The organism is Albidovulum aestuarii (genome assembly GCF_029961185.1).
In the GTDB taxonomy this organism is placed as follows: domain Bacteria; phylum Pseudomonadota; class Alphaproteobacteria; order Rhodobacterales; family Rhodobacteraceae; genus Albidovulum; species Albidovulum aestuarii.
In genome coordinates this window covers 169,603-190,686 of record NZ_JASBQQ010000006.1, presented here as the reverse complement: position 1 = coordinate 190,686, position 21,084 = coordinate 169,603, and the positions used below count along the sequence as shown (strand labels likewise).

Annotated in this window: 23 protein-coding genes; 17 read left to right on the top strand and 6 right to left on the bottom strand. The window is 61.8% G+C overall.

The window, feature by feature from the left end; all coding sequences use genetic code 11:
- Nucleotides 1-83 precede the first annotated feature (83 nt).
- Nucleotides 84-770 carry a response regulator transcription factor gene (locus QKW60_RS14785; protein WP_282369798.1) on the top strand — a complete coding sequence of 229 codons (687 nt, stop codon included), beginning with the start codon at nt 84-86 and terminating at the stop codon, nt 768-770.
- 140 nt (nt 771-910) lie between these two features.
- Here the strand turns inward: QKW60_RS14785 and QKW60_RS14780 are convergent, their stop codons facing one another.
- Together QKW60_RS14780 and QKW60_RS14775 are read right to left on the bottom strand one after the other, a co-directional pair.
- The gene (locus tag QKW60_RS14780; RefSeq protein WP_282369796.1) at nt 911-1,315 is read right to left on the bottom strand and encodes a DUF6636 domain-containing protein; all 405 of its coding nucleotides are present in this window, start codon (nt 1,313-1,315) and stop codon (nt 911-913) included.
- Between the two features lie 77 nt (nt 1,316-1,392).
- Nucleotides 1,393-1,935, bottom strand: a complete 543-nt coding sequence (locus QKW60_RS14775) for a hypothetical protein (RefSeq protein ID WP_282369794.1) — start codon at nt 1,933-1,935, stop codon at nt 1,393-1,395.
- Nucleotides 1,936-2,075: 140 nt separating this feature from the next.
- Here QKW60_RS14775 and QKW60_RS14770 point away from each other — a divergent pair, with 140 nt between their 5' ends.
- The 4 genes from QKW60_RS14770 (at nt 2,076) to QKW60_RS14755 (ending at nt 5,921) form a co-directional block, all read left to right on the top strand.
- On the top strand, nt 2,076-2,864 hold the full coding sequence (locus tag QKW60_RS14770) for an exodeoxyribonuclease III (protein WP_282369792.1): 789 nt from the start codon (nt 2,076-2,078) through the stop codon (nt 2,862-2,864).
- Between the two features lie 95 nt (nt 2,865-2,959).
- On the top strand, nt 2,960-4,447 hold the full coding sequence (locus QKW60_RS14765) for an FAD-binding oxidoreductase (RefSeq protein ID WP_282369790.1): 1,488 nt from the start codon (nt 2,960-2,962) through the stop codon (nt 4,445-4,447).
- Between the two features lie 2 nt (nt 4,448-4,449).
- Nucleotides 4,450-4,866 (top strand): hypothetical protein, encoded by a 417-nt coding sequence (locus QKW60_RS14760; RefSeq protein WP_282369787.1) that lies wholly within the window; start codon nt 4,450-4,452, stop codon nt 4,864-4,866.
- Nucleotides 4,866-5,921: a hypothetical protein gene (locus QKW60_RS14755; protein ID WP_282369785.1), complete on the top strand. Its 1,056-nt coding sequence runs from the start codon at nt 4,866-4,868 to the stop codon at nt 5,919-5,921. Before QKW60_RS14760 ends, QKW60_RS14755 begins: the two co-directional genes overlap by 1 nt.
- Before the next feature lie 3 nt (nt 5,922-5,924).
- Here the strand turns inward: QKW60_RS14755 and QKW60_RS14750 are convergent, their stop codons facing one another.
- The gene (locus QKW60_RS14750) at nt 5,925-7,010 is read right to left on the bottom strand and encodes a Hint domain-containing protein (RefSeq protein WP_282369783.1); all 1,086 of its coding nucleotides are present in this window, start codon (nt 7,008-7,010) and stop codon (nt 5,925-5,927) included.
- A gap of 304 nt (nt 7,011-7,314) precedes the next feature.
- Between QKW60_RS14750 and dapE the strand changes: the two genes are divergently transcribed.
- The 3 genes from dapE to QKW60_RS14735 all read left to right on the top strand — a co-directional run bounded on the left by dapE (nt 7,315) and on the right by QKW60_RS14735 (nt 12,175).
- Nucleotides 7,315-8,463, top strand: a complete 1,149-nt coding sequence (dapE, locus tag QKW60_RS14745) for a succinyl-diaminopimelate desuccinylase (protein WP_282369781.1) — start codon at nt 7,315-7,317, stop codon at nt 8,461-8,463.
- Between the two features lie 98 nt (nt 8,464-8,561).
- Nucleotides 8,562-10,817 carry a ribonuclease R gene (gene rnr / locus QKW60_RS14740; protein ID WP_282369779.1) on the top strand — a complete coding sequence of 752 codons (2,256 nt, stop codon included), beginning with the start codon at nt 8,562-8,564 and terminating at the stop codon, nt 10,815-10,817.
- A 101-nt stretch (nt 10,818-10,918) separates the two neighbouring features.
- Nucleotides 10,919-12,175 (top strand): lytic murein transglycosylase, encoded by a 1,257-nt coding sequence (locus tag QKW60_RS14735; RefSeq protein WP_419762689.1) that lies wholly within the window; start codon nt 10,919-10,921, stop codon nt 12,173-12,175.
- A 78-nt stretch (nt 12,176-12,253) separates the two neighbouring features.
- Here QKW60_RS14735 and QKW60_RS14730 read toward each other — a convergent pair whose 3' ends face one another.
- A complete protein-coding gene (locus QKW60_RS14730; protein ID WP_282369777.1) occupies nt 12,254-12,520 on the bottom strand; it encodes a hypothetical protein in 267 nt (88 codons plus the stop codon).
- 239 nt (nt 12,521-12,759) lie between these two features.
- Here QKW60_RS14730 and QKW60_RS14725 point away from each other — a divergent pair, with 239 nt between their 5' ends.
- Together QKW60_RS14725 and QKW60_RS14720 are read left to right on the top strand one after the other, a co-directional pair.
- Nucleotides 12,760-13,641: a LysR family transcriptional regulator gene (locus QKW60_RS14725; protein ID WP_282369775.1), complete on the top strand. Its 882-nt coding sequence runs from the start codon at nt 12,760-12,762 to the stop codon at nt 13,639-13,641.
- A gap of 2 nt (nt 13,642-13,643) precedes the next feature.
- Nucleotides 13,644-14,555 (top strand): DMT family transporter, encoded by a 912-nt coding sequence (locus QKW60_RS14720; protein ID WP_282369773.1) that lies wholly within the window; start codon nt 13,644-13,646, stop codon nt 14,553-14,555.
- 27 nt (nt 14,556-14,582) lie between these two features.
- On the opposite strand, the gene QKW60_RS14715 is transcribed toward QKW60_RS14720, so the two are convergent.
- Nucleotides 14,583-14,921 (bottom strand): ArsR/SmtB family transcription factor, encoded by a 339-nt coding sequence (locus QKW60_RS14715; protein ID WP_282369772.1) that lies wholly within the window; start codon nt 14,919-14,921, stop codon nt 14,583-14,585.
- A 151-nt stretch (nt 14,922-15,072) separates the two neighbouring features.
- Here QKW60_RS14715 and QKW60_RS14710 point away from each other — a divergent pair, with 151 nt between their 5' ends.
- The 7 genes from QKW60_RS14710 (at nt 15,073) to QKW60_RS14680 (ending at nt 19,839) form a co-directional block, all read left to right on the top strand.
- Nucleotides 15,073-15,984 carry a DMT family transporter gene (locus QKW60_RS14710; RefSeq protein WP_282369770.1) on the top strand — a complete coding sequence of 304 codons (912 nt, stop codon included), beginning with the start codon at nt 15,073-15,075 and terminating at the stop codon, nt 15,982-15,984.
- A 181-nt stretch (nt 15,985-16,165) separates the two neighbouring features.
- Nucleotides 16,166-16,495, top strand: a complete 330-nt coding sequence (locus QKW60_RS14705; RefSeq protein WP_282369768.1) for an AtpZ/AtpI family protein — start codon at nt 16,166-16,168, stop codon at nt 16,493-16,495.
- 2 nt (nt 16,496-16,497) lie between these two features.
- Nucleotides 16,498-17,268 carry a F0F1 ATP synthase subunit A gene (locus QKW60_RS14700; protein ID WP_282369767.1) on the top strand — a complete coding sequence of 257 codons (771 nt, stop codon included), beginning with the start codon at nt 16,498-16,500 and terminating at the stop codon, nt 17,266-17,268.
- A 47-nt stretch (nt 17,269-17,315) separates the two neighbouring features.
- Complete coding sequence (locus QKW60_RS14695) at nt 17,316-17,555, top strand: F0F1 ATP synthase subunit C (protein WP_263720507.1); 240 nt, start codon at nt 17,316-17,318, stop codon at nt 17,553-17,555.
- Between the two features lie 80 nt (nt 17,556-17,635).
- Nucleotides 17,636-18,202 (top strand): F0F1 ATP synthase subunit B', encoded by a 567-nt coding sequence (locus tag QKW60_RS14690; RefSeq protein ID WP_282369762.1) that lies wholly within the window; start codon nt 17,636-17,638, stop codon nt 18,200-18,202.
- A 4-nt stretch (nt 18,203-18,206) separates the two neighbouring features.
- Complete coding sequence (locus tag QKW60_RS14685; RefSeq protein ID WP_282369760.1) at nt 18,207-18,761, top strand: F0F1 ATP synthase subunit B; 555 nt, start codon at nt 18,207-18,209, stop codon at nt 18,759-18,761.
- A 193-nt stretch (nt 18,762-18,954) separates the two neighbouring features.
- Complete coding sequence (locus QKW60_RS14680; protein ID WP_282369759.1) at nt 18,955-19,839, top strand: sulfotransferase domain-containing protein; 885 nt, start codon at nt 18,955-18,957, stop codon at nt 19,837-19,839.
- Nucleotides 19,840-20,133: 294 nt separating this feature from the next.
- Here the strand turns inward: QKW60_RS14680 and QKW60_RS14675 are convergent, their stop codons facing one another.
- Entirely contained in the window at nt 20,134-20,997 is an 864-nt protein-coding gene (locus QKW60_RS14675; RefSeq protein ID WP_282369757.1) for a hypothetical protein, read from the bottom strand.
- Nucleotides 20,998-21,084 lie beyond the last annotated feature (87 nt).

The window sequence follows — 21,084 nt, the reverse complement described above, 5'->3', positions numbered from 1 at the left end:
CACGAGCGCGTGAAATCGCGGGCGCGTGACTTGCCGAATGCCCCCCTCGCACGCATCTGATGGGGGAAGAAGGAGACAAGGTTATGGCCAATCTGAAGAAAATCCTGCTCGTCGATGACGAGGACGATCTGCGCGAGGCCCTGGCCGAGCAACTGGTTTCGACCGAGGATTTCGACGTGTTCGAGGCCGGGAATGGCCATGACGCGATCGAGAAGGTCAAGGAAGGTATCTATGATCTGGTCATCCTCGATGTCGGCCTGCCCGATACGGATGGGCGGGAACTCTGCAAGAAGATGCGCAAGCAGGGCGTGAAATGCCCGATCCTGATGCTGACGGGCCATGACGGCGATGCCGATACGATCCTTGGCCTTGATGCGGGCGCCAACGACTACATCACCAAGCCCTTCAAGTTCCCGGTCCTGCTCGCCCGCATCCGCGCCCAGCTGCGCACCCACGAGCAGTCGGAAGACGCAATTTTCCAGCTTGGACCCTATACGTTCAAGCCTGCGATGAAGATGCTGATCGACGAAAAAGACCGGAAGATTCGCCTTACCGAGAAAGAGACGAATATCCTTAAATTCCTCTACCGCGCGACCGAAGGCGTAGTGGCGCGCGACGTTCTTCTGCATGAGGTCTGGGGCTACAATGCCGGTGTGACTACGCACACTTTGGAAACACACATCTACCGGCTAAGACAAAAAATAGAACCAGATCCGTCAAACGCCCGCCTTCTTGTGACCGAATCCGGTGGCTATCGTTTAGTTGCGTGAGACAATCGAATCCCTTGGTCGCATCGGGGTAATGATGCGGCATCCTCCCTGTTGGACTGGCCGGGCCTTGTGCCCGGCCTTTTTTTGTCCGTCGGAAATGTAAGCATTTTCAATGACAACTGGTGCGGGGCACCGGCCCCTCAGAACACCGACTGCCGTGCACGCGACAGAAAGAAGCCGTGGCCATCGAGATTCCGGCACTCCAGACCCTTGGTAGACGAATCGCACCGAAACCCGCCGAATGTTCCGGTGACGCCATATTCTGCCCGTTCGAATGCGTCCTTGTTGCGGCTGAAATTCTCGCAAATCATCTGTACCGGACCATGATCCTGCATGAAAAAGCTGTGCCCCCATTCCTCGGCGCAATCAGACGGTCTGGGCAGCGCGGGTGGTCCGTTGCGTTCAATGATCACGCAGTAAAGGTCAGAAGCGTTTACGTCTTCACCAACCGAACACTGGATGTTTTCCGACGGTGTTTCGAATGTCCAGACATCCGCCGAAGCAGGAAGCGGAACGAGTAGACAAAGAAGGAAAAAGCGTTTCATAGGTCCGTTCCCGGTAGAGCGACCCTTTCGTTCTATCAATGACAGGACGTTTTGTCAGTTCCAGGGTGCCCGGCCGGTCACTGTACGGCAGCGGCCTTTGCGGGCGGGAACGTCACCTTGGCCAGAAACGGATAGGCGATGGAAACAAGCTGCTGGCTCTGCGGCCCCTCGATCCGCAGGAAATACCATGCACCACCTTCGTTCAGCGCCAGAAGCGGCTGTTCATGTCGGGTCTTCTGACCCTTGCTCTCGGTCGTGAAGGCCGTCGGCAAGAGGACCCAGGTCGCCTGGTTGCCGTCCGCAAGCGTCTCGTCCTCGGCGTTGAGGCCGGTTCGTCCCGCCGCCAGGTCCCGGAATTTAGCGGCCTTTGTCATCGCCTTGGTCTGTTCGACGAGCGTGTCGGTCAGCTTGTCCGCCTCTACCCCGGTCGCCCCGGCAAAGACATTGAGCATGCGCGGCGGCAAAGCGCCAACGATCTTGACCGCATCACCCCTGCCGATGGCTGCGAGGTAGAGGTCAACTGCCTTCCCAAGGCTTTCGCCCTCGGCCGCGGTCAGCGGTCGCGCGGCAGCGGGCAGCGCCAGGAGCGCGGACAGAGCGAGGGAGAGCAGCAGACGCATGGCCAATCCTTTCAACATCGGTATCGGCGCCGATCTTGCATGGACGTGCCGCAGGCTCAAGTCACGATCCTGTCGTCCGGCACGTTGCCGCCGCTCACCGGGCCAGCTAAGGTCGCGCGGCGCAAGACGAGGAGACCCGCATGCCCTTCACCATCGCCACCTGGAACATCAACTCCGTCCGTCTTCGCGAAGGGCTGGTACAGAAGCTGATGCGCGAGGAAGCGCCCGATATCCTCTGTCTGCAGGAATGCAAATCGCCGGTCGAGAAGATCCCGGTCGAGGGGTTTCAGGCACTTGGCTACACCCACATGGTGGCACGTGGGCAGAAGGGCTATAACGGCGTCGCGATCTTCTCCAAACTGCCGATGAAGGAAGTGGCAGCCCATGATTTCGTTGATCTCGGCCATGCCCGCCATATCGCCGGGCAGTTGGAGAACGGCGTCACCATCCATAATTTCTACGTACCCGCCGGCGGCGACATCCCGGACCGCGCGCAGAACGAGAAATTCGGCCAGAAGCTCGACTATGTTACCGCGATGCGCGACTGGGCGCATTCCGACCAGCCGAAGAAGTCGATCCTTGTTGGCGACCTGAACATCGCACCGCGCGAGGACGACGTCTGGTCGCACAAGCAGCTTCTGAAAATCGTCAGCCATACGCCCATCGAGGTGGAGCATCTCGGTCAGGCGATGGAGGCAGGAAACTGGGTCGATGTCACCCGCAAGGACATCCCCGAGGGGCTTCTCTACAGCTGGTGGTCCTATCGTTCGCCCGACTGGGATGCGGCCGACAAGGGCCGCAGGCTGGATCATGTCTGGGCAACGCCAGATATCTCCAATGCAGCGCATGGCAGCCGGGTGCTGCGCCATGTCCGGGGCTGGGAACAGCCTTCGGATCACGCGCCGGTTTTCGCGACCTTCGACCTCTGACACCGGATCGCAGGTGGGGAATACCCGACTGTGCGTCGGCCTTACAAAGGCCCAAGTCATCCTCTGAATAGGATCCGACCCGGAGGGAGGAGATCATGGCGGGATTGACGCGGCGCGGTGCCCTGCTTCTGGGCGGTGCGGCCTTGGGGGGCTGGGCGACAACGGAGCTCGCGTCACGCCTGCCAGTGCTCGAGGGCGCCGGGGTGATGGCCCCCAAGGGCGGCGAAACGATACTCAACGACGCCTCGCTTCTCTCGAAAACACCAGTGCACCGGCATCTGGTGATGGAAGAGAACCCGGGTGAGGATCTGGTGGCACGACTGCGCGCCGAGTTGAAGGAAGCCGCCGCCGCGGGCCGTCCGGTCAATATCGGTGCCGCGCGGCATTCGATGGGCGCACAGGCGATCCCAATTGGTGGCCATGCGGTGACCTTCCGCAATGCCATGGTGGAGCCGGACACGGGATCGGGGGTTTATCGCGTCCATGCCGGGGCGCGCTGGTCTGAGGTCATTGCAGCACTCGATCCTGTCGGATTTTCGCCGAAGGTCATGCAGTCGAACCACGATTTCGGCGTTGCCGCGACATTCTCGGTCAATGCCCATGGCTGGCCCGCGCCCTTGGGGCCGATGGGGTCGACTGTGCGTGCGGTTACGATGGTGAGGCCCGACGGCTCGCTGATCCGCGCCGCGCGCGACGAGAACGCAAACCTCTTCCGCGCGGCGATGGGCGGCTATGGGCTCATCGGCCTGATCACCGAGCTCGAGGTCGAAATGGCGCCGAACCTGCGCCTTGATCCGGTCTTTCAGGAAATGCCGGGCGAGGCATTCGGGTCGGCCTTCGCCGCCGCCGTGAAAGACGGCACGGTCAACATGGCCTATGGCCGCCTGAACGTCGACCGGGCACGGTTCTTCGAAGACGCGCTGATGATCACCTACTGCCCGTCTGCCGACCAGTCGGACCTGCCGCCTGCCTCGACCTCGGGCTTCATCTCGAAAGCGTCGCGCCACATCTTCCGCGCCCAGCTGGGGCGGGAACGGGTGAAACGCTGGCGCTGGTGGACGGAAACCGATCTTGGCCCGATGGTCGGCGGCGGAGCGGTCACCCGCAATTCGCTGCTGAACGAACCGGTCATCACGCTTGATGACCGTGATCCAAACCGCACCGACATCCTGCACGAATATTTCGTACCGCCCGAGCGGTTCGCCGATTTCCTGACCGCCTGCCGCGAGGTGATCCCGGGATCGTATCAGGAACTGCTGAACGTGACCCTGCGCTGGCTGGAGCCTGACACCGACAGCATTCTCGCCTTTGCGCCCGGTCCTCGTATCGCTGCCGTGATGCTCTTCAGTCAGGAAATGACCAATCGTGCCGAGGCAGACATGGCGCGGATGACCGAGGCACTGATCGACCGGGTGATCGCCTTGGGCGGCACCTATTACCTGCCCTACAGGCCCCATGCGCGGCCCGACCAGTTCACCGCCGGGTATGCCCGCTCGCATGAGTTTGTCGCGGCGAAACGGGCGGCCGATCCGGGGCTGGTGCTTCGGAACGCGCTGTGGGACCGTTATATGGGGATGCTCTGATCATGCTGAAGAAACCGATGACCACGCCGCAGAAGATCGCGCTGGGCTACTTCGTGATCCTCGCCTTCGTGGCGGGGCTGAACTATATCCCCGGTTTCAAGGACGATCAGGGGTTGATCTGCGGCGTCTTCGAACTCGACATCGCTGACGACCTTCTGCATCTCGGCTCTGCCCTCTGGGCTTTCCTCGGTGCGATCCTGTCGCGGCGGGCGGCGGTCTTCTACCTCATCGCCTTCGGCGCGATCTATCTTGGTGACGGGTTGCTCGGGCTCGCGACGGGATCGGGATATCTTGACCTCGGTATCTGGCGCTGGGGCGTGCAAGACCTTTCGTTCGGCTTCAAGATCGCGGCCAATACGCCGCATATTGTGCTGGGTGGCGTGGCGTTCCTGTCCGGCCTCAAGTTCCGGCGGGCCTGATGCGGTTCCTCTGGCGCTGGCTGAAACGGGGGCTGCTGGCAGTTTTGCTGCTGGTGCTTGTCCTCCTCGCCCCGGTTCTCTGGATCGAAACCGCCTGCCGCGGCACGACGGTCGCTGACACGTATAGCCCGATCATAACCGCGCCGGACTGGCAGCGTCCGGAATCGCGGACGCTTCTGACCTACCCGGAATGGCATATCGTCCATGCCTATGAGGATTATGCCGCCGTCATCGCCAAAGACGATCCGCAGGATTTCGGCTTTCTCGCCTCGATCCGGGGCTTCTGGTCCTCGCTTTGCGATCTGTCGGCGGCCTCGGGCAATCACGGTGGCTTCCCGGTCGAGACCAAGCAGATGGTCTATACCATCGGCGTCAGCTTCACTGCCGAAATGCTGGCCAAGGCGGCCTATGAGGAAACCCTCGGACGGCTTGCGGTCTGGCTGCGCGGGCCGGACCATGCACCGCTCGATACGCTTTCCGCCCGGCAGGCGTCAGACTATGCGACGTTTCTCAGTCAGGTGCCCTGGTATCGATGGGATTTCACATCTGATGCGGCGGCGTTGGATGCCGCACGGACTGCGGCCTTCCGCGACCGCGAGCGGGCCTTCGCCCTTGGCCTCGAATACCGGGTGAAGGCGGCCTATGCCCGCGTCATCGCGGCGGCGGTTGAGGGCGTCGGCCACGATGAGCTGCGGCTGCGCAGCATTGTCGAGGGGCTGTCACCCGAGACGTTGGCGGAGGTGCCCGGCGTCACACTGATCGGTGCCCGGCCCGAGGGCGTTGAGATCGAGACCGACCGCTACCGCGCCTATACGCTGATCCTGCAAAACCTCGCATCGCGTGGGGCGGAAATGGTCGAAATCGCTGGCAATGACGACGTATTGATGACGGTTCTTTCCGGCAATCCGGACTGGCCCGGCGCACTCGCCTCCATGGCGCGGCAGGGGCACGATGACTACCGCCATCTGCTGCTGATCGCGGTCAGCGACCTTGGGCCGACGCTCCGCACGCTGACCTCTGGCCAGGCGCGTCTGGAACATGTCCACGACTATTGAGAATCAGGCCGCAACCACCGAGCGGCTGTTCAGCATCGACAGCATCAATGCGAGCGCCTCGTAGTCCATCAGCTCCCTCCGCGCAGGACCGGTATGGATCGGCAAACTCCCGGTTTCCACCAGCGCACCCGGCGCAATAGACCGGGCGAGATCGGGATTGCGGGCGATGCGCCCCAAATAGAGGCTTTCCGTCCAAAGCCCGTCGGCGCGGATCAGGGCGTGGCGATCGAACAGCACGCCGTGGCAGGCGGTCACTTCGGCTTCGGGCTCCCAAACCCCGGTCTGGCCGTTGGCCAGATGACGCGCCTCGATCAGCACCTCTTCCTCGCCGAAATGGTACTCGACATCGGCGCCCGACAGGGCAAGGCGCTGACCCGGCAGAACCACCATGTCGCGCGCAAGTCCGAAACAGGGCGCAAGAATGCGAACCGGGCGGAAACTGCCGATGGCCGGAACCGACACGCGACCCTGCCAAAGTACAGGCATCGACCCATCATCGGCGGTCAATACCATGTCGCCGGGCCGCAGCATCGCGACGGGGCAGGACCCGTTCACGGTCTCAACCAACGTGCTCGCCGCAAGACCCGGCATCGGGCCGACGATCTGCCAATGATCGGCCAGCCCGATCCAGTCGAGCGCCGGATGCAGATGGCTGTCCCCGCCGCCGCCAAAGAGCGCGGCGATCTCCTCATCGAGAAGCGGCAGCGCATGCGACGCCTCCTGCTGTCGAATGGTGCCCTTCGACAGGTTCTCGGCCGTCATGAGGCTGACGCCGCGATGGTGATCCCAGTGATAGGACAGCCGCAGCGTACCCATCGATGGTTCACGCCCGAGACCGATCGAAAGATGCCCAACCTCTCCGCCATGACGCCGCAAGAGCTGCAGTCGGCCATCCGGCGTACGTTCCAGCGCAAAGATGTGTTCCGGTTCGCGCCGTGGCGTGAGGCGGATCAGTGGCGTACGCGACCGGGCCAGCGCGGCGAGATTGATCTCCATCACCAGCGTGCCCCAGCCAAGGCAGCCGGGAACCTCGCCCGAACAGGGGGTATGGATCGTACCGTCGTTGTTGCGAAGTGCGCGCCAGCTCATCCAGCCAGCTCCACGGACCTCATGCCTGCCTCCTGCCCCACGAAATCGGCATACGCAAAAAAGCGGGCTGGTCCCGGTCTGGTTGCCTGCTCTGTCCGGAGCGTTTGCCGCCCCGGTCGCGTCTGCCCTGCCTCGGGTCTTTGTTGTGGCGGTCATTATGGCTGATAGGCGGGCAGTTGTGAATCCCTTTTCTGAAACGGTTTCATGCCATTAGAGATCAGGTGGCAGCAGGATCACAGCGGGTGCATTGAAGGCCCGGAGCATAGGGGATATCGCTAGGGCACATATGAAGGAGCATTCACCCGTGCCGACCGACATTGACCCCGTTCAACTGACCGCCGATCTCATCCGATGCCCGTCGGTTACGCCCGAGGAAGGCGGGGCGTTGGTCCTGTTGCAGAAGCTTCTGGCGGATGCCGGATTTGACTGTCACCGGGTTGACAGGAACGGTACGCCAAACCTTTTTGCCCGGTGGGGTCGGCAAGGCGCAAACCGGACCTTTGGCTTCAATGGTCATACCGATGTTGTGCCAGTGGGCGATGCCGCCGCCTGGACGTGCGATCCGTTCGGGGGCGAGATCAGCGATGGCTGGCTCTGGGGCCGGGGAGCAACCGATATGAAATCGGGGGTCGCGGCTTTCGTCGCGGCGGCCGTGGATTTCGTGCGCGACACACCGCCCGACGGAGCGATTGTCCTGACGATCACCGGGGACGAGGAAGGGCCGGGCAAAGACGGGACGCTCGCGCTTCTGGACTGGATGGCAAAGCGGGGCGAGGCGATGTCCGTCTGCCTTGTTGGGGAGCCGACCTGCCCGGAGCGAATGGGCGACATGATGAAAATCGGCCGACGCGGCTCGATGTCGGTGACCTTCACCGCCGAAGGCGTGCAGGGCCATTCGGCCTATCCGCACCGCGCGAAGAACCCCTTGCACTCACTGGTGCGGCTGATGGACCGGCTGGCCTCCGAGCCCCTGGATGAAGGGACGGAACATTTCGATGCCTCGACCCTCGCCATCACCACGATCGACACCGGAAATACTGCGACCAATGTTATCCCGGCCCGTGCGATCGCCCGGGTCAACATTCGCTTCAACGACGCACATACGTCGGAGACCCTCGCTACCCGGCTTCGTGAGCATGCGTTGGCAGTTCAGGCGGAAACGGGCGTGAATTTCATCCTCGACGTGGAGGTTTCCGGCGAAAGCTTCCTGACACCGCCGGGTGATTTCGTTCGAATGGTGGCGGTTTCGGTTGAGGCCGAGACCGGGGTGACCCCCGCACTTTCAACATCGGGTGGCACGTCAGACGCGCGTTTCGTCAAGGATCATTGCCCGGTCGTCGAATTCGGTCTTGTCGGCAAGACCATGCATCAGGTCGACGAACGGGTTGAGGTCGCGCAGATCGGCCAGTTGAAGGCGATCTATTCCCGCATCCTCAGGGATTATTTCGCCTGAACTGGTCAAGAAGACCGCGTTACACCCTGCGCATTTCGTTGAACGTCATGAGTAGCTTTCCGCATGACGGCGCTTTCCCGGCATGCTAGCGAGGCAACATGGCTCGTATCCCCTCCAAAACCGAAATACTCGACTGGATCGCCGACAATCCCGGCCTGACCGCCAAACGTGATATCGCGAAGGCTTTCGGCATCAAAGGCGCCGACCGGATCGAGCTGAAGCGCTTGCTGAAAGAGCTGGAGGCGGAAGGCACGCTGGAGCGCCGCCGCAAGACCTATCGCGACCCCGATAAGCTGCCGCCTGTCACGATTCTCACAATCCTGCCGCCCGACCGCAACGGTGACCAGTTCGCCAAGGCAATGGAATGGCAAGGCGAAGGCCCGGAACCACGCGTCCTCTTCAGCCCGCGCAAGGCTGACGCGCCGGTGGCCGAAGGCGACCGCATCCTTGCCCGCGTCAACGAGGTCCGGGGTGAGGATTACCAGTATGAGGCGCGCCTGATCCGCAAGATCGGCGCGAACCCCCACAAGGTCATCGGCATCTTCCGCAAGGCGACGGAGGGCGGGCGGATCGTGCCCATCGACAAGGGCTCGGAAAAGGAATGGCTGGTCGCCGCCGATGCGACGCAGGGCGCGAAGGACGGCGAACTGGTAGAGGCCGAGCAGGCCGGGCCCAAGGGCCGGATGGGTCTGCCCAAGGCACGGATCATCGAACGGCTCGGCGATCCTTCAGCGCCGAGGGCCGTGTCGCTGATCGCGATCCACCAACACGGCATTCCCGACGATTTCCCCGATGCGGTGATCGAGGAAGCCGACGCGATGAAGCCCGCGCCCCTGGGCGACCGAGAGGATCTGCGGCACCTGCCGTTTGTCACAATCGACCCGGCCGATGCGCGGGATCACGATGACGCATGCTATGCCCACCCCGATGAGGACCCGAAGAATCAGGGAGGCCATATCGTCTGGGTCGCAATCGCCGATGTGGCCCACTACGTAACTCCCGGTTCGGCCCTTGACCGCGAGGCGCGGCACCGTGGCAATTCAACCTATTTCCCCGACCGCGTCGTGCCGATGCTGCCCGACCGGCTCTCGGGTGACCTCTGTTCGCTGCACGAAGGTGTCGCGCGGGCGGTTCTGGCCGTCTGGATGAAGCTTGATTCCAAAGGGCGGAAGGTGTCGCACCGCTTCACCCGCGCGATGATCAAATCGGTTGCCAGCCTGAACTACACCGAAGTGCAAGACGCGCAGGACGGAAACCCGAACGAGCGCTGCGCTGAGTTGCTGCCCGAGATGATTGCCCCTCTCTATGCCGCCTACGAGGCGACGAAGACCGCTCGCGCAATGCGCCAACCGCTGGATCTCGATCTGCCCGAACGCAAGATCGTGCTTAACGAAGAGGGCGAGGTCCTGTCGGTCGCCTTCAAGGATCGGCTGGATGCGCACCGGCTGATCGAGGAATTCATGATCCTCGCCAATGTCGCTGCCGCCGAGGAACTGATCCGCCTCCGCCGTCCGCTCTTGTTCCGGGTGCATGAGGAACCGTCACCGGACAAGCTCGACGCACTGCGCGAGGTCGCGGTGGCGTCTGGCTTCACGCTTGCCAAGGGGCAGGTCCTCAGGACGGAACATCTGAACAAGCTTCTGGCGCAGGCCGAGGGCACCGATTTTGACGAACTGCTGAACATCACTACTTTGCGGTCTATGACGCAGGCCTACTACAATGCCGAGAATTTCGGCCATTTTGGGCTCGCGCTGAAGAACTACGCGCATTTCACATCGCCCATCCGGCGTTACAGCGACCTGATCGTGCACCGGGCGCTGATCCTCGGCCATAGCTGGGGCGAGGACGGACTGTCGCCTCAGGATATCGAGATGCTGGAGGAAACCGCCAAGCATATCTCCGATACCGAGCGCCGTTCGATGGCGGCCGAACGCGACACGACCGACCGCTATCTGGCTTCATACCTCTCCGAGCGCGTCGGCAACGAATTCACTGGTCGGATCAGCGGCATCGCGCGGTTCGGTCTCTTCGTGAAACTCGACGAAACCGGGGCGGACGGGATCATCCCGATCCGAACGCTGGGGCGCGAATTCTTCCATTACGACCAGAAAAGCCAGACCCTGATGGGCGCCGATACCGGCACGGTGATCGGCATGGGCCAGCGCGTGACCGTGCGGCTGGCCGAGGCGGTGCCGGTCACCGGCGGACTGATGCTGGAACTTTTGGAGATTGAGGGCGCGCCGATGGCCGCTGGAGCGCTTGGTCGGCGCGGCAAGCCCATCGGCCGCCGGGCCGGTGCGGCGCGGATCAAGGCAGGCAAGACCCGCCGCAAGGTCGAACGCCGCCGCAAGTGACCCGATGGGGCGGAGCCCCGCCCATCCGCAACTCCCCGCTTTTCCGAAAGGCACGGTCACGATAAAGTTCGTCCAACAAAAAACGGACAGGCAGGTGCGGTATGTTGAGACAGGCTCGGATCGCGACCCTTGCGGTACTGCTTCCGGTGATGGCCGGGGCCGCGGGGATCACGCCACAGCCCCCCGAAGCGCAGGATACGATCATGGGCGGACCCGAACAGCCGGTGCAGGTCACCGCGAATGCAGGCTTTGATCACTGGATCGCCGGGTTCCGCAACCGGGCCATGGCGCAGGGGATCAGCAAAGCCGTGCTCGACCGCTCCTTCGACGGCATCGACTACAATGCCGATGTAATTCAGAAGGACCGCAACCAGAGCGAATTCACCAAGACGATCTGGGACTACCTCGACAGCGCGGCGTCCGACACGCGGATCGCCAATGGCAAGGCGGCACTGGCGGCGCATCGCGACCTGCTGGGGCGGATCGAGGCAGTCTACGGGGTCGAGAAGGAAGTGGTGGTGGCCATCTGGGGTCTGGAAAGCGCCTATGGCACCTTTCGCGGCTCAACGCCGATGATCGAGGCGCTGGCAACGCTGGCCTATGATGGCAGGCGAGGCGCGTTTTTTGAAAGCCAGCTGATCGCTGCGCTGACGATTGTTCAGGCGGGTGATGTGGACCCACGCGCCATGACCGGAAGCTGGGCGGGCGCAATGGGGCACACGCAGTTCATCCCGACTTCCTACCTCGACTACGCAGTAGATTTCACCGGCGACGGCAAACGAGACATCTGGTCGGACGATCCTTCCGATGCGCTCGCCTCGACGGCCGCCTATCTCTCCGGCTTCGGCTGGACGAAAGGTCAGCCCTGGGGTGTGGAGGTGCGCCTGCCCGACGGGTTCGACGTGGAACTGACCGGTGAGCGGATCAAGAAGTCGCCTGCCGACTGGGCGGCATTGGGCATCCGCGATGTAGCGGGCAACCCGGTCTCGGATCACGGGCCTGCGTCAATCCTGCTTCCCGCAGGGGCGAAAGGCGCGGCCTTCATGATCTTCCAGAATTTTCACGTTATCGAGCGCTACAACACGGCGGATGCCTATGTGATTGGCGTCGGCCACCTTGCCGATCGCATCCGCGGCGGCGACCCGATCCGCGCCGACTGGCCGCGGGAAGATCGGGCGCTGCTGCTGGCCGAGCGGAGGGAATTGCAGGAACGGCTGACGAGCGCGGGCTTTGACACGCAGGGCGTCGACGGCAAGATCGGTCCCAACACGATCGCAGCGATACGCGCCTTTCAGCGCAAGGCAGGTCTGGTCCCGGATGGTTATGCCAGCCTCGATATCCTTAAACGGCTGAGGTAAACGCAATCAACAGGCCGCGCGAAAAGCAAACGGCGCGCGAAGGATACCCTTCGCGCGCCGTGCATCGGTTTCACCGGATCAGCGGTCGGAGCCTTTGCTGAACCCGCCACGCTCGGCCGCAACCGTGGCCGTGAAGTCAGCGCGCGAAACGGTATTGCCGCCATCGGCATAGAAGGCCTTCAGCCGCGCCGCTTCATTTGCCTCATCAGCCGAGGCGATTTCACCGATCTGCGCCAGCGTATAGGCGCCCGGCTCAACACCAGCGGAGCGTTCAAGCTGGGTCGCGGCAAAGGCCGGGGCAGCAAGGGCAAGGGCGAGGGCGGAGAGGGTTACTTTAGCAATCATTGGTCTGTCCTTTCAGTGTCGCGGGATGTCCCGCCATATGGGTGGCCCGGGAGCGATGGGCCGGTTTCAGGGGAACCCGACCGGTTGGTTCGAAAGTGCCGGTCGCCGTTCATGACACCGAGATAGGCATTGCATTCGCGCAGAAAATGCGGCTTTTTTCCCAGGTCATGTTCACGGATGCACAATAACTTTTCGTGAGAAACCTTGACGCAAAGTCAGATATTTCAAGGAGCTAAGCGATGGATAACTGGGATGAGATACGGACAGCCTACCAAGTGGCCCGTATCGGCACCGTATCCGGCGCCGCCGATGTACTGGGTGTCCACCATGCCACCGTGATCCGCCATATTGACTCGCTTGAAGGACGTCTTGGCGCGAAACTCTTTCAGCGCCATGCGCGTGGCTATACCGCGACCGAGGCCGGACAGGAGCTTCTGAAGGTTGCGCAGGCGACCGAGGATCAGTTCGCCCATCTCGCCGCCCGCATCACCGGGGCGGGCAATGACATTTCCGGCGAAATCGTCGTGACCCTGCTGCCCGGACTTGCGGAACTGGTTGCCCCGACCCTGATCCGGTTGCAGCGCGACTATCCTGACCTGAAGGTCCGCTATGTTTCGGACGCGCGTCTCTTCCGGCTGGAATATGGTGAGGCGCATGTGGCGATCCGCGCAGGCGGCAAACCGCAAGAGCCGGACAACGTGGTTCAGGCCTTCTGCACCCACCGGCGCGGACTTTATGCCAGCCCGACCTATGTCGATCGTCATGGTCTGCCCGAAAGCGAGGATGATCTCACGAAGCATCGCTTCGTCGGCCCAGTCGATCCCGAAAGCCGCGCGCCCTTCAATCGCTGGCTGATGAGCCGGGTGCCCCCCGACGCCATCACCTTCCGCACCAACGAGGACTCGGTCGCATTGGAGGCCGTGACGGGTGGCGCGGCGATAGGATTCCTGCCGGTGCTGCTGGCCCGGCGTTACCCGGATCTGGTCGAGGCGCTGCCGCAGCGGGCTGACTGGGACAGCCCGCTCTGGCTTGTGACCCATGTCGATCTTCATCGGACACCGCGTATCCAGCTTTTCCTCAAGGCGTTGAAGGAAGACGCGCAGGGCTGCGGAATGTGCTGACCATGTCGGGACCCATGCGCGGCCATCTGGCGATGCTGCTCTTCTCGGCGCTGGTCGCGGGGTCGTTCTCGCTCGGCGCGCTGATGGCGAACCTGATTTCACCCACAGCCTTCACGGCCCTGCGGTTCCTGCTTGCCGGGGTGATCATCGGCTCCCTCGTCTTCGCGACGACAGGTCTGACGCGACAGGCATTGGCAGCACCATGGCGTTATGCGGTCCTCGGCACCATCTTTGCGAGCTACTTCATCCTGATGTTCGAGGGGCTGAAGACGGCCCCCGCGGTGTCTGCGGCGGCCGTTTTCACGCTGACACCCGTTCTTTCGGCCGGGTTCGGTTGGCTCCTGCTTCGGCAGGTCACAACACCCCGCATTGCAGCGGCGCTTGCCATCGGCGCGCTAGGCGCTCTGTGGGTGATCTTCCGCGCCGACATCGCGGCGCTGATGCGGTTCGAGATCGGACGCGGTGAGGCGATCTATTTCGTGGGTTGCGTAGCGCATGCGATCTATACCCCGCTGGTCCGGCGGCTAAACCGGGGCGAAAGCCCGCTTGTCTTCACCTTCGGCATGCTGATCGCCGGAAGCATCGTGACCACGATCTATGGCTGGGTCGCGATCCGCGCGACCGACTGGTCGGCTTTGCCCATGATCGTCTGGGTAACCTTGGCCTATACGACAATCTTCGCCAGTGCCGCGACCTTCCTCCTTTTGCAATACGCAACCCTGCACCTGCCCTCCTCCAAGGTCATGGCCTATACTTACCTGACACCTTCCTGGGTGATCCTCTGGCAGATCGCGCTCGGCCAAACCGCCCCACCTTTGCTTGTCGCGGCCGGTGTCGCACTGACGGCGCTGGCTCTGATCCTGCTACTAAAAGAAGAGACACCTGCACTCCGAGGATCCGCCCGATCCAGTTGAGTGCACACAAGCGGGCACTCAATTTGGTTACGGTTGGTCAGGCAGTTCAGTGGCGAGGAACCGTTCAAACGCATCGAAGTCGACCGGGTCGAAATGGCCGAAGCCCTGGATCCAGACCGTGGCCGCGCGCATCGCATCCGGTTCAAGCTTGCACCATTTGACCCGCCCGCGCCGCTCCTGACTGATCAAACCGGCTTCAGCCAGAACGACGAGATGTTTGGAGATCGCGGCAAGTGACATCTCGAAAGGTTCGGCCACATCGGTGACGGCCATGTCGTCTTCCAGAAGCATGGTCAGAATTGCCCGCCGGGTCGGATCGGCAAGGGCGGCAAAAATTGCGTCAAGGCTCGGGGTGCGCCGGGTCATGACGCCAGATTAGACCGGCGGCGCACGGCGCGGAAGACCATGATCAATAGTGGTTATACGTCACCGCACAAAGCGCCATCCAAACCCGCAAGTTCCGGGTGGACGCCAGTGCGTCGGCAGTGTTTGGTGGCCGCAGGTGAGGGAAACGCTTATGCCGTTCAGATACTGGGCCTTGATCTTCGTCCTTGGCATCGGCTGGGGCTCGTCGATGTTCTTCAACGAGATCCTCCTGCGGGAACTTGGCCCCTTTCAGACCGGGCTCGGCCGCGTGGGCTTCGGCGCACTCGGCTGCTGGCTCTGGCTGGCCGCCAGCGGAAAGATCGGCAAGGTCAGCCGCGCCTTCCTGCGCGATGCGGCGATCTTCGGTCTTCTGCAGTATGCCGTGCCGCTGACGATCTTTCCCGCCGCTCAGCAGGTCATCACCTCGGGCGAGGCGGGGATCATCAATGCGCTGACGCCGGTCATGGTCGTCACCGTCTCGCAGCTTTGGCCGGGGGGCGAGCGGGCGACCTGGCTCAAGTCTCTGGGCGTCGCGGCGGGGTTTGCCGGGATCGTCACGCTGGCCCTTCCGGCACTCGATGAGGGGGCGGGCAGCCATTTCAGCGCTCTTCTTTTCTGCATGCTCGCACCGCTTTGTTACGGCCTCGCCGTCAACTGGTTCCGCCGTTTTGGCCGCACCGATCCGGTGGTCATCACCGCATGGTCCCTTCTGGCCGGGACACTCGCGCTGACACCGGTCGTTCTGGCGACGGAAGGGGTGCCGGTGATCCGCGAGGCGGCAACCTGGGGGGCGCTCTTCTTCATCGGTTTCGTTCTGACGGCAGCTTCGTTCATCCTGCTTTTCTGGCTGTTGCCAAGGGTCGGCGCGACGACAACATCGACCATCACGTTCATTACGCCGGTCTCGGCGGTGACACTGGGCATCCTCTTTCTGGGCGAGGTTCTGACCACGGCACACATCGCCGGGATGGCGCTGATCTTTCTGGGGCTTCTCTTCATCGACGGCCGGATCATGCGGCGCGTCTTCGGGCGGGCGCAAAACAATCCTCAACCGCGCGGTTGAATATGGCTCTGAGGCCTGATTTACCGGCTCAGGCATTGGCTACGTCGTCTGGCCCAGGGGTCATGATCTGGAAGTTATAACAAAATCAAATCCTTAAATGGGGTCTTCGACCACCAAACCCGCATTGACTCACGCGCCGACACGCTCTAGCTATCGCGCGACGGTCCGAGGGGGCGTTTTCATGTCCGACGAGCCCGATCCTGAGCGTCTGGAGGCGCTTGAGAAACGGCTCGCCGAGATCAAGAAGGCCAGCGCGCCAAAGCCCCGTGTGGATGAGCATTATTCTGCCGCGAGCCAAGGCTGGCGGATGGTGATCGAGCTGGTGGCCGGATTAGCCATCGGCTTCGGCATCGGATACGGGCTGGATACGGTCTTCGGGACCATGCCGCTGTTTCTGGTGCTGTTCATATTGCTGGGCTTCGTGGCCGGGGTGAAGACGATGCTTCGCACGGCGCGGGAAATCCAGGATGCACAGGCGGCGGGCAAGCCCGCCAGAGACGAAGGGGAATAGACGTGGCGACGGCAGAGCAAAGCGAAGGTCTGACTTTCCATCCGATGGATCAGTTCATCGTCAAGCCGCTCTTCGGTGGCGATGCCGTGGGCATGCTGACGCCCACCAACGTGACACTGTGGATGGCCCTCACGGTTCTCGCCATCACCGCGCTTTTCGTGCTCGGCACCCGTGGCCGGGCGATCATCCCCAGCCGGATGCAGTCGGTGGCGGAACTCGCCTATGGCTTCGTCCACAAGATGGTTGAGGATGTGGCAGGCAAGGACGCGCTGAAGTTCTTCCCCTATATCTTCACGCTCTTCTGCTTCATCGTGTTCTCGAACTTCCTCGGCCTTCTGCCGAAAGCCTTCACGACGACCAGCCACATCGCCGTCACCGCCGTGATGGCCGTCGCCGTATTCCTGACCGTGACCATCGTCGGCTTCGTCAAGAACGGCGCGGGCTTCCTGTCGCTCTTCTGGGTCTCGTCGGCGCCCCTCGCGCTGCGCCCGGTTCTGGCGCTGATCGAGATCATTTCCTACTTCGTGCGTCCCGTCAGCCACTCGATCCGACTTGCCGGCAACATGATGGCCGGTCACGCCGTGATCAAGGTCTTTGCGGCCTTCGCGCCGCTGATCCTTCTGTCGGGCATCGGGGTCGTGGTCACGCCGCTATCGATCCTGGCCATCACCGCTATGTACGGGCTCGAAATCCTCGTGGCCTTCATCCAGGCCTATGTCTTCACCATCCTGACCTGTGTCTACCTCAAGGATGCGCTGCATCCGCACCACTGACACCGGTCTTTCACCAACACTGCTAATCCAATCGTAAGGAGATCAACATGGAACTCGCAGCAGCAGCAGCTCTCGGCAAATTCATCGGCGCTGGCCTTGCCTGTATCGGCATGGGTGGCTCGGCCATGGGTGTGGGCAATGTCGCCGGCAACTTCCTCGCCGGTGCGCTTCGGAACCCGTCGGCGGCCGCTGGCCAGACCGCGACCCTCTTCATCGGCATCGCGTTTGCCGAAGCGCTCGGGATCTTCTCGTTCCTCGTGGCACTTCTGCTGATGTTCGCCGTCTGAACCTCGACTGACCATCCTTACGGCCGGATGGGTGCACATGCGCCCATCCGGGTTGTATAACAGGTATCAAAGGGGTCGAGATGGCAAACACAACGACAGAAGCGGCGAGCGAAGCTGCCGGCCACGCGGCCGAAGCGGCGGGCCACGCGGCGGAATCCGCGGGCATGCCGCAGCTGAACTTCGATCACTTCCCGAACCAGATCTTCTGGCTCGTGGTTGCGCTGATCGTGATCTATTTCATCCTCTCGCGCATCGCGCTGCCGAGGATCGGCGGGATTATCGCGGATCGTCAGTCGACGATCACCAATGACCTTGCCGCAGCCGAGGACCTGAAGGCCAAGGCCGAAGAGGCCGAGAAGGCTTATAACCAAGCGCTGATCGACGCGCGGGCCGAGGCGAACAAGATCGTCGCCGAAGCGCGTGCCGATATCCAGAAGGACCTCGATAAGGCCACCGCCAAGGCGGATGCCGAGATTGCCGCGAAAGCCGCTGAATCGGCCAAGCGGATCGAGGAGATCCGCGCCAATGCTGCCAAGGACGTGGCCGAGGTCGCCAAGTCGGCGGCGGGCGATATCGTTGCGGCTTTCGGCGCCAAGGCCGATGCCAAGACGGTGACGGCGGCGATCACTGAACGACTGAAAGGGTAAGGACATGAAGACACTCGTGACATTCCTTGCCCTGACCGCAACGCCCGCAATGGCGGCGTCGGGGCCGTTCTTCTCGCTCCGCAACACCGACTTCGTGGTGACGGTCTCGTTCCTCTTGTTCGTCGGCGTGCTGGTCTACTTCAAGGTCCCGTCGCTTCTGGGCAACATGCTCGACAAGCGGGCGGCTGGCATCAAGTCCGACCTCGATGAGGCCCGTGCGCTGCATGACGAGGCACGCTCGATCCTTGCCTCCTACGAGCGCAAGCAGAAGGAAGTGCAGGACCAGGCCGAGCGCATCGTCGAAACCGCGAAGCGCGAGGCGATGGCAGCAGCCGAACAGGCCAAGGAAGACCTCAAGGCCTCCATCACCCGGCGGCTTGCTGCGGCCGAGGACCAGATCGCCTCGGCAGAGGCCGCAGCAGTGCGCGAAGTGCGCAACAGTGCGGTCAACATCGCAGTGGCGGCGGCCGGCGACCTGATCGCCAAGCAGATGTCGGCGGCCGAGAAGAACAAGCTGATCGACGCGTCGATCGGCGAGGTCGAGACCAAGCTGCACTGAGCGGTCACAGACGCCAAGATATCAAGGCCGGGGATATCCCCGGCCTTTTCTTTTTCCGTTTCGCTTCCCCTGACCGAAACGCCGTTTACTTCCGACGCCTGCCAAAATGGCAATAGTCTTGATCGGCACCCGAAACCGCGCAAAGCTGACAGCCGCGCGCTGCGCCGTTCCTGATCAGTTGGGGGGCTGAGACATGGAATTTCCGACACGTTCCGCCAGGTATGAGGGGCCGCTCACCACAACCGCCATCTGGGAGGATTTCAGCGTCCGACCCGATGACGTGATCGTCGTGACCCCGCCGAAATGCGGCACGACCTGGACCCAGATGATCGTAACGGGCCTGATCGCGGGCAGGCCGCTCAGCCCCAAGGAAATGGGCGAGGTTTCGCCCTGGCTCGATTGCGCCCTGGACGATCCGAATGACGCCAAGGCCCTGCTTGACGCGCAAGGTTTCCGCCGCTGCATCAAGAGCCACACGCCGTTCGACGGCATCACCTACGACCCCGGCGCCACCTATCTCGCGGTCTATCGCCACCCAATCGACGTGCATTTCTCGATGCGCCATCACGCGGCGCACATGCAAAGCGACGTGATGCGGGTGCGCTACCCCGAGGACATCCGGACCGCCTTCGGCATGTTCCTGCGGGATGAGCTCTACAACGGCTCGAACGATGCGCTCGACCTGCATTCGATCGCCTATCACTACAGGTCCTTCAAACGGTGGGAGCATCTGGAGAACGTCCACCTCTTCCACTACGCCGATATGGTGGCCGACGCGGCGGGAACAGTGCGGCGGATCGCCCGGATCCTCGGCATGGACGACACCGCGCCGCTGATCGACACGATCGTGGAAGGGACGCAGTTCGCAAACCTCAAGAAACAGGCCGCCGCCGCCGACCGTGACGCCGAGAGCCCCGAATTCTATCTTGGCTCCAAATTCTTCAATGACGCGAAGTCGAAAAAGTGGGAAGGCAAGCTCCACGCGGCCGATCTGGAGGCCTTTGACACGCGCATCCGCGCGCTTCTGCCCGAGGCGCAGGCCCAATGGTTGCTCTGGGGCTCGAAGGGACAACCCTAACGCCGGTACGTTCTATGCGTTCGGGGGCGGGTGCCGAAATCCTGCAAGGATTTCGGGCCGCTTTCTTTTCATGAAAGCGGGAGCCCGCGTTACCGGTGAGGGGTGAGCCAGCGGATGGGCGCACGGTTGCAGAAGATCACGAGTTGACCTGCGGTTTCGGTGACCTGATAGCTGCGCCTTTCGACCTCGGCCATGAACAGCGTCATGCCTACGAAACGTTTGATAGCGAGCTGTGGTTGGGCTGAGAGTGGGGTTACCCCACCGGGATCCGTAACGGCGGCTTGGAAATCCACCCTACGGCTTACTGGAAATGGGTCGTGCCACAATGTCGGCAGGATGGCTATCGTTCTCTGGTACGCGCTGGGTCTCGTGCGTTTGTGGTGGATCAGAAGGCTCTGTATCTGGTCTGGTTTCGTTCGTCTTCCTTCGCAGCCACCTCTCAAGAGTCTGATACATATCATGAGCAAATAGCCCCACTATGAAGCCCGCGAAGGCCATTGAGTAGGGGTTGGCCACCATTTCGCCAGCGACACCCGGGTCGATTAAGAAAACAAAGCGACCTCCCTTGAGAAGTAAATAACAAAAAAAACCAGCGCTGGCCCCGAGAGATATTAACACAAGAGGGCCATTTCTAATCGAAAACTTTCTTTCATCATCAACCAAAAAGCTTGCGCATGCCCCGATTGCACCGCAAAGCACGACGAGAAAGGCAACAATAGTTTCGGATCGAAGTGTCCCTTGAATGCTAAAAAAATATGAATGCCAAGTGTTAGCATTGCATGGGACGTTGCTGGCACCGGACGCTTGAGTTGTCGCGTTTTGAAATTGGCACAAGATATCACCAAGAGAATTAGACCCAGTCCAATTTCCTGCAATCATCAAATTTTGGACGCGATCCCGTAGCGCGACTAGTTTCTGGTAAGTGTCCCCATTAGCACCTTGGGTGCCCTTGGAGATGCTTTCCGAGGCTACGTTTTCTATGCGAGCATCAATAGTTCGGAGAAGTTCAATTCGAGACGTACTTTCTGACAAAAGCGGTATCGCCAAAACGATAAACAAGATTATTCCTAAGAAGAGTGTCGCAGCATTCTTCCTTAATCTATCTTTCTCTAGCTGAAAACCTTTAGGCACTATTTCATGAGTTGGAGGTCCGCTCATAGCAAAGCTCCGAATAACGTGGAATTTCAAAAGTAATCCAAAGTATCATCGTTCCTCGATTCTGAAAAGCTCCCATGAAAGGACGAA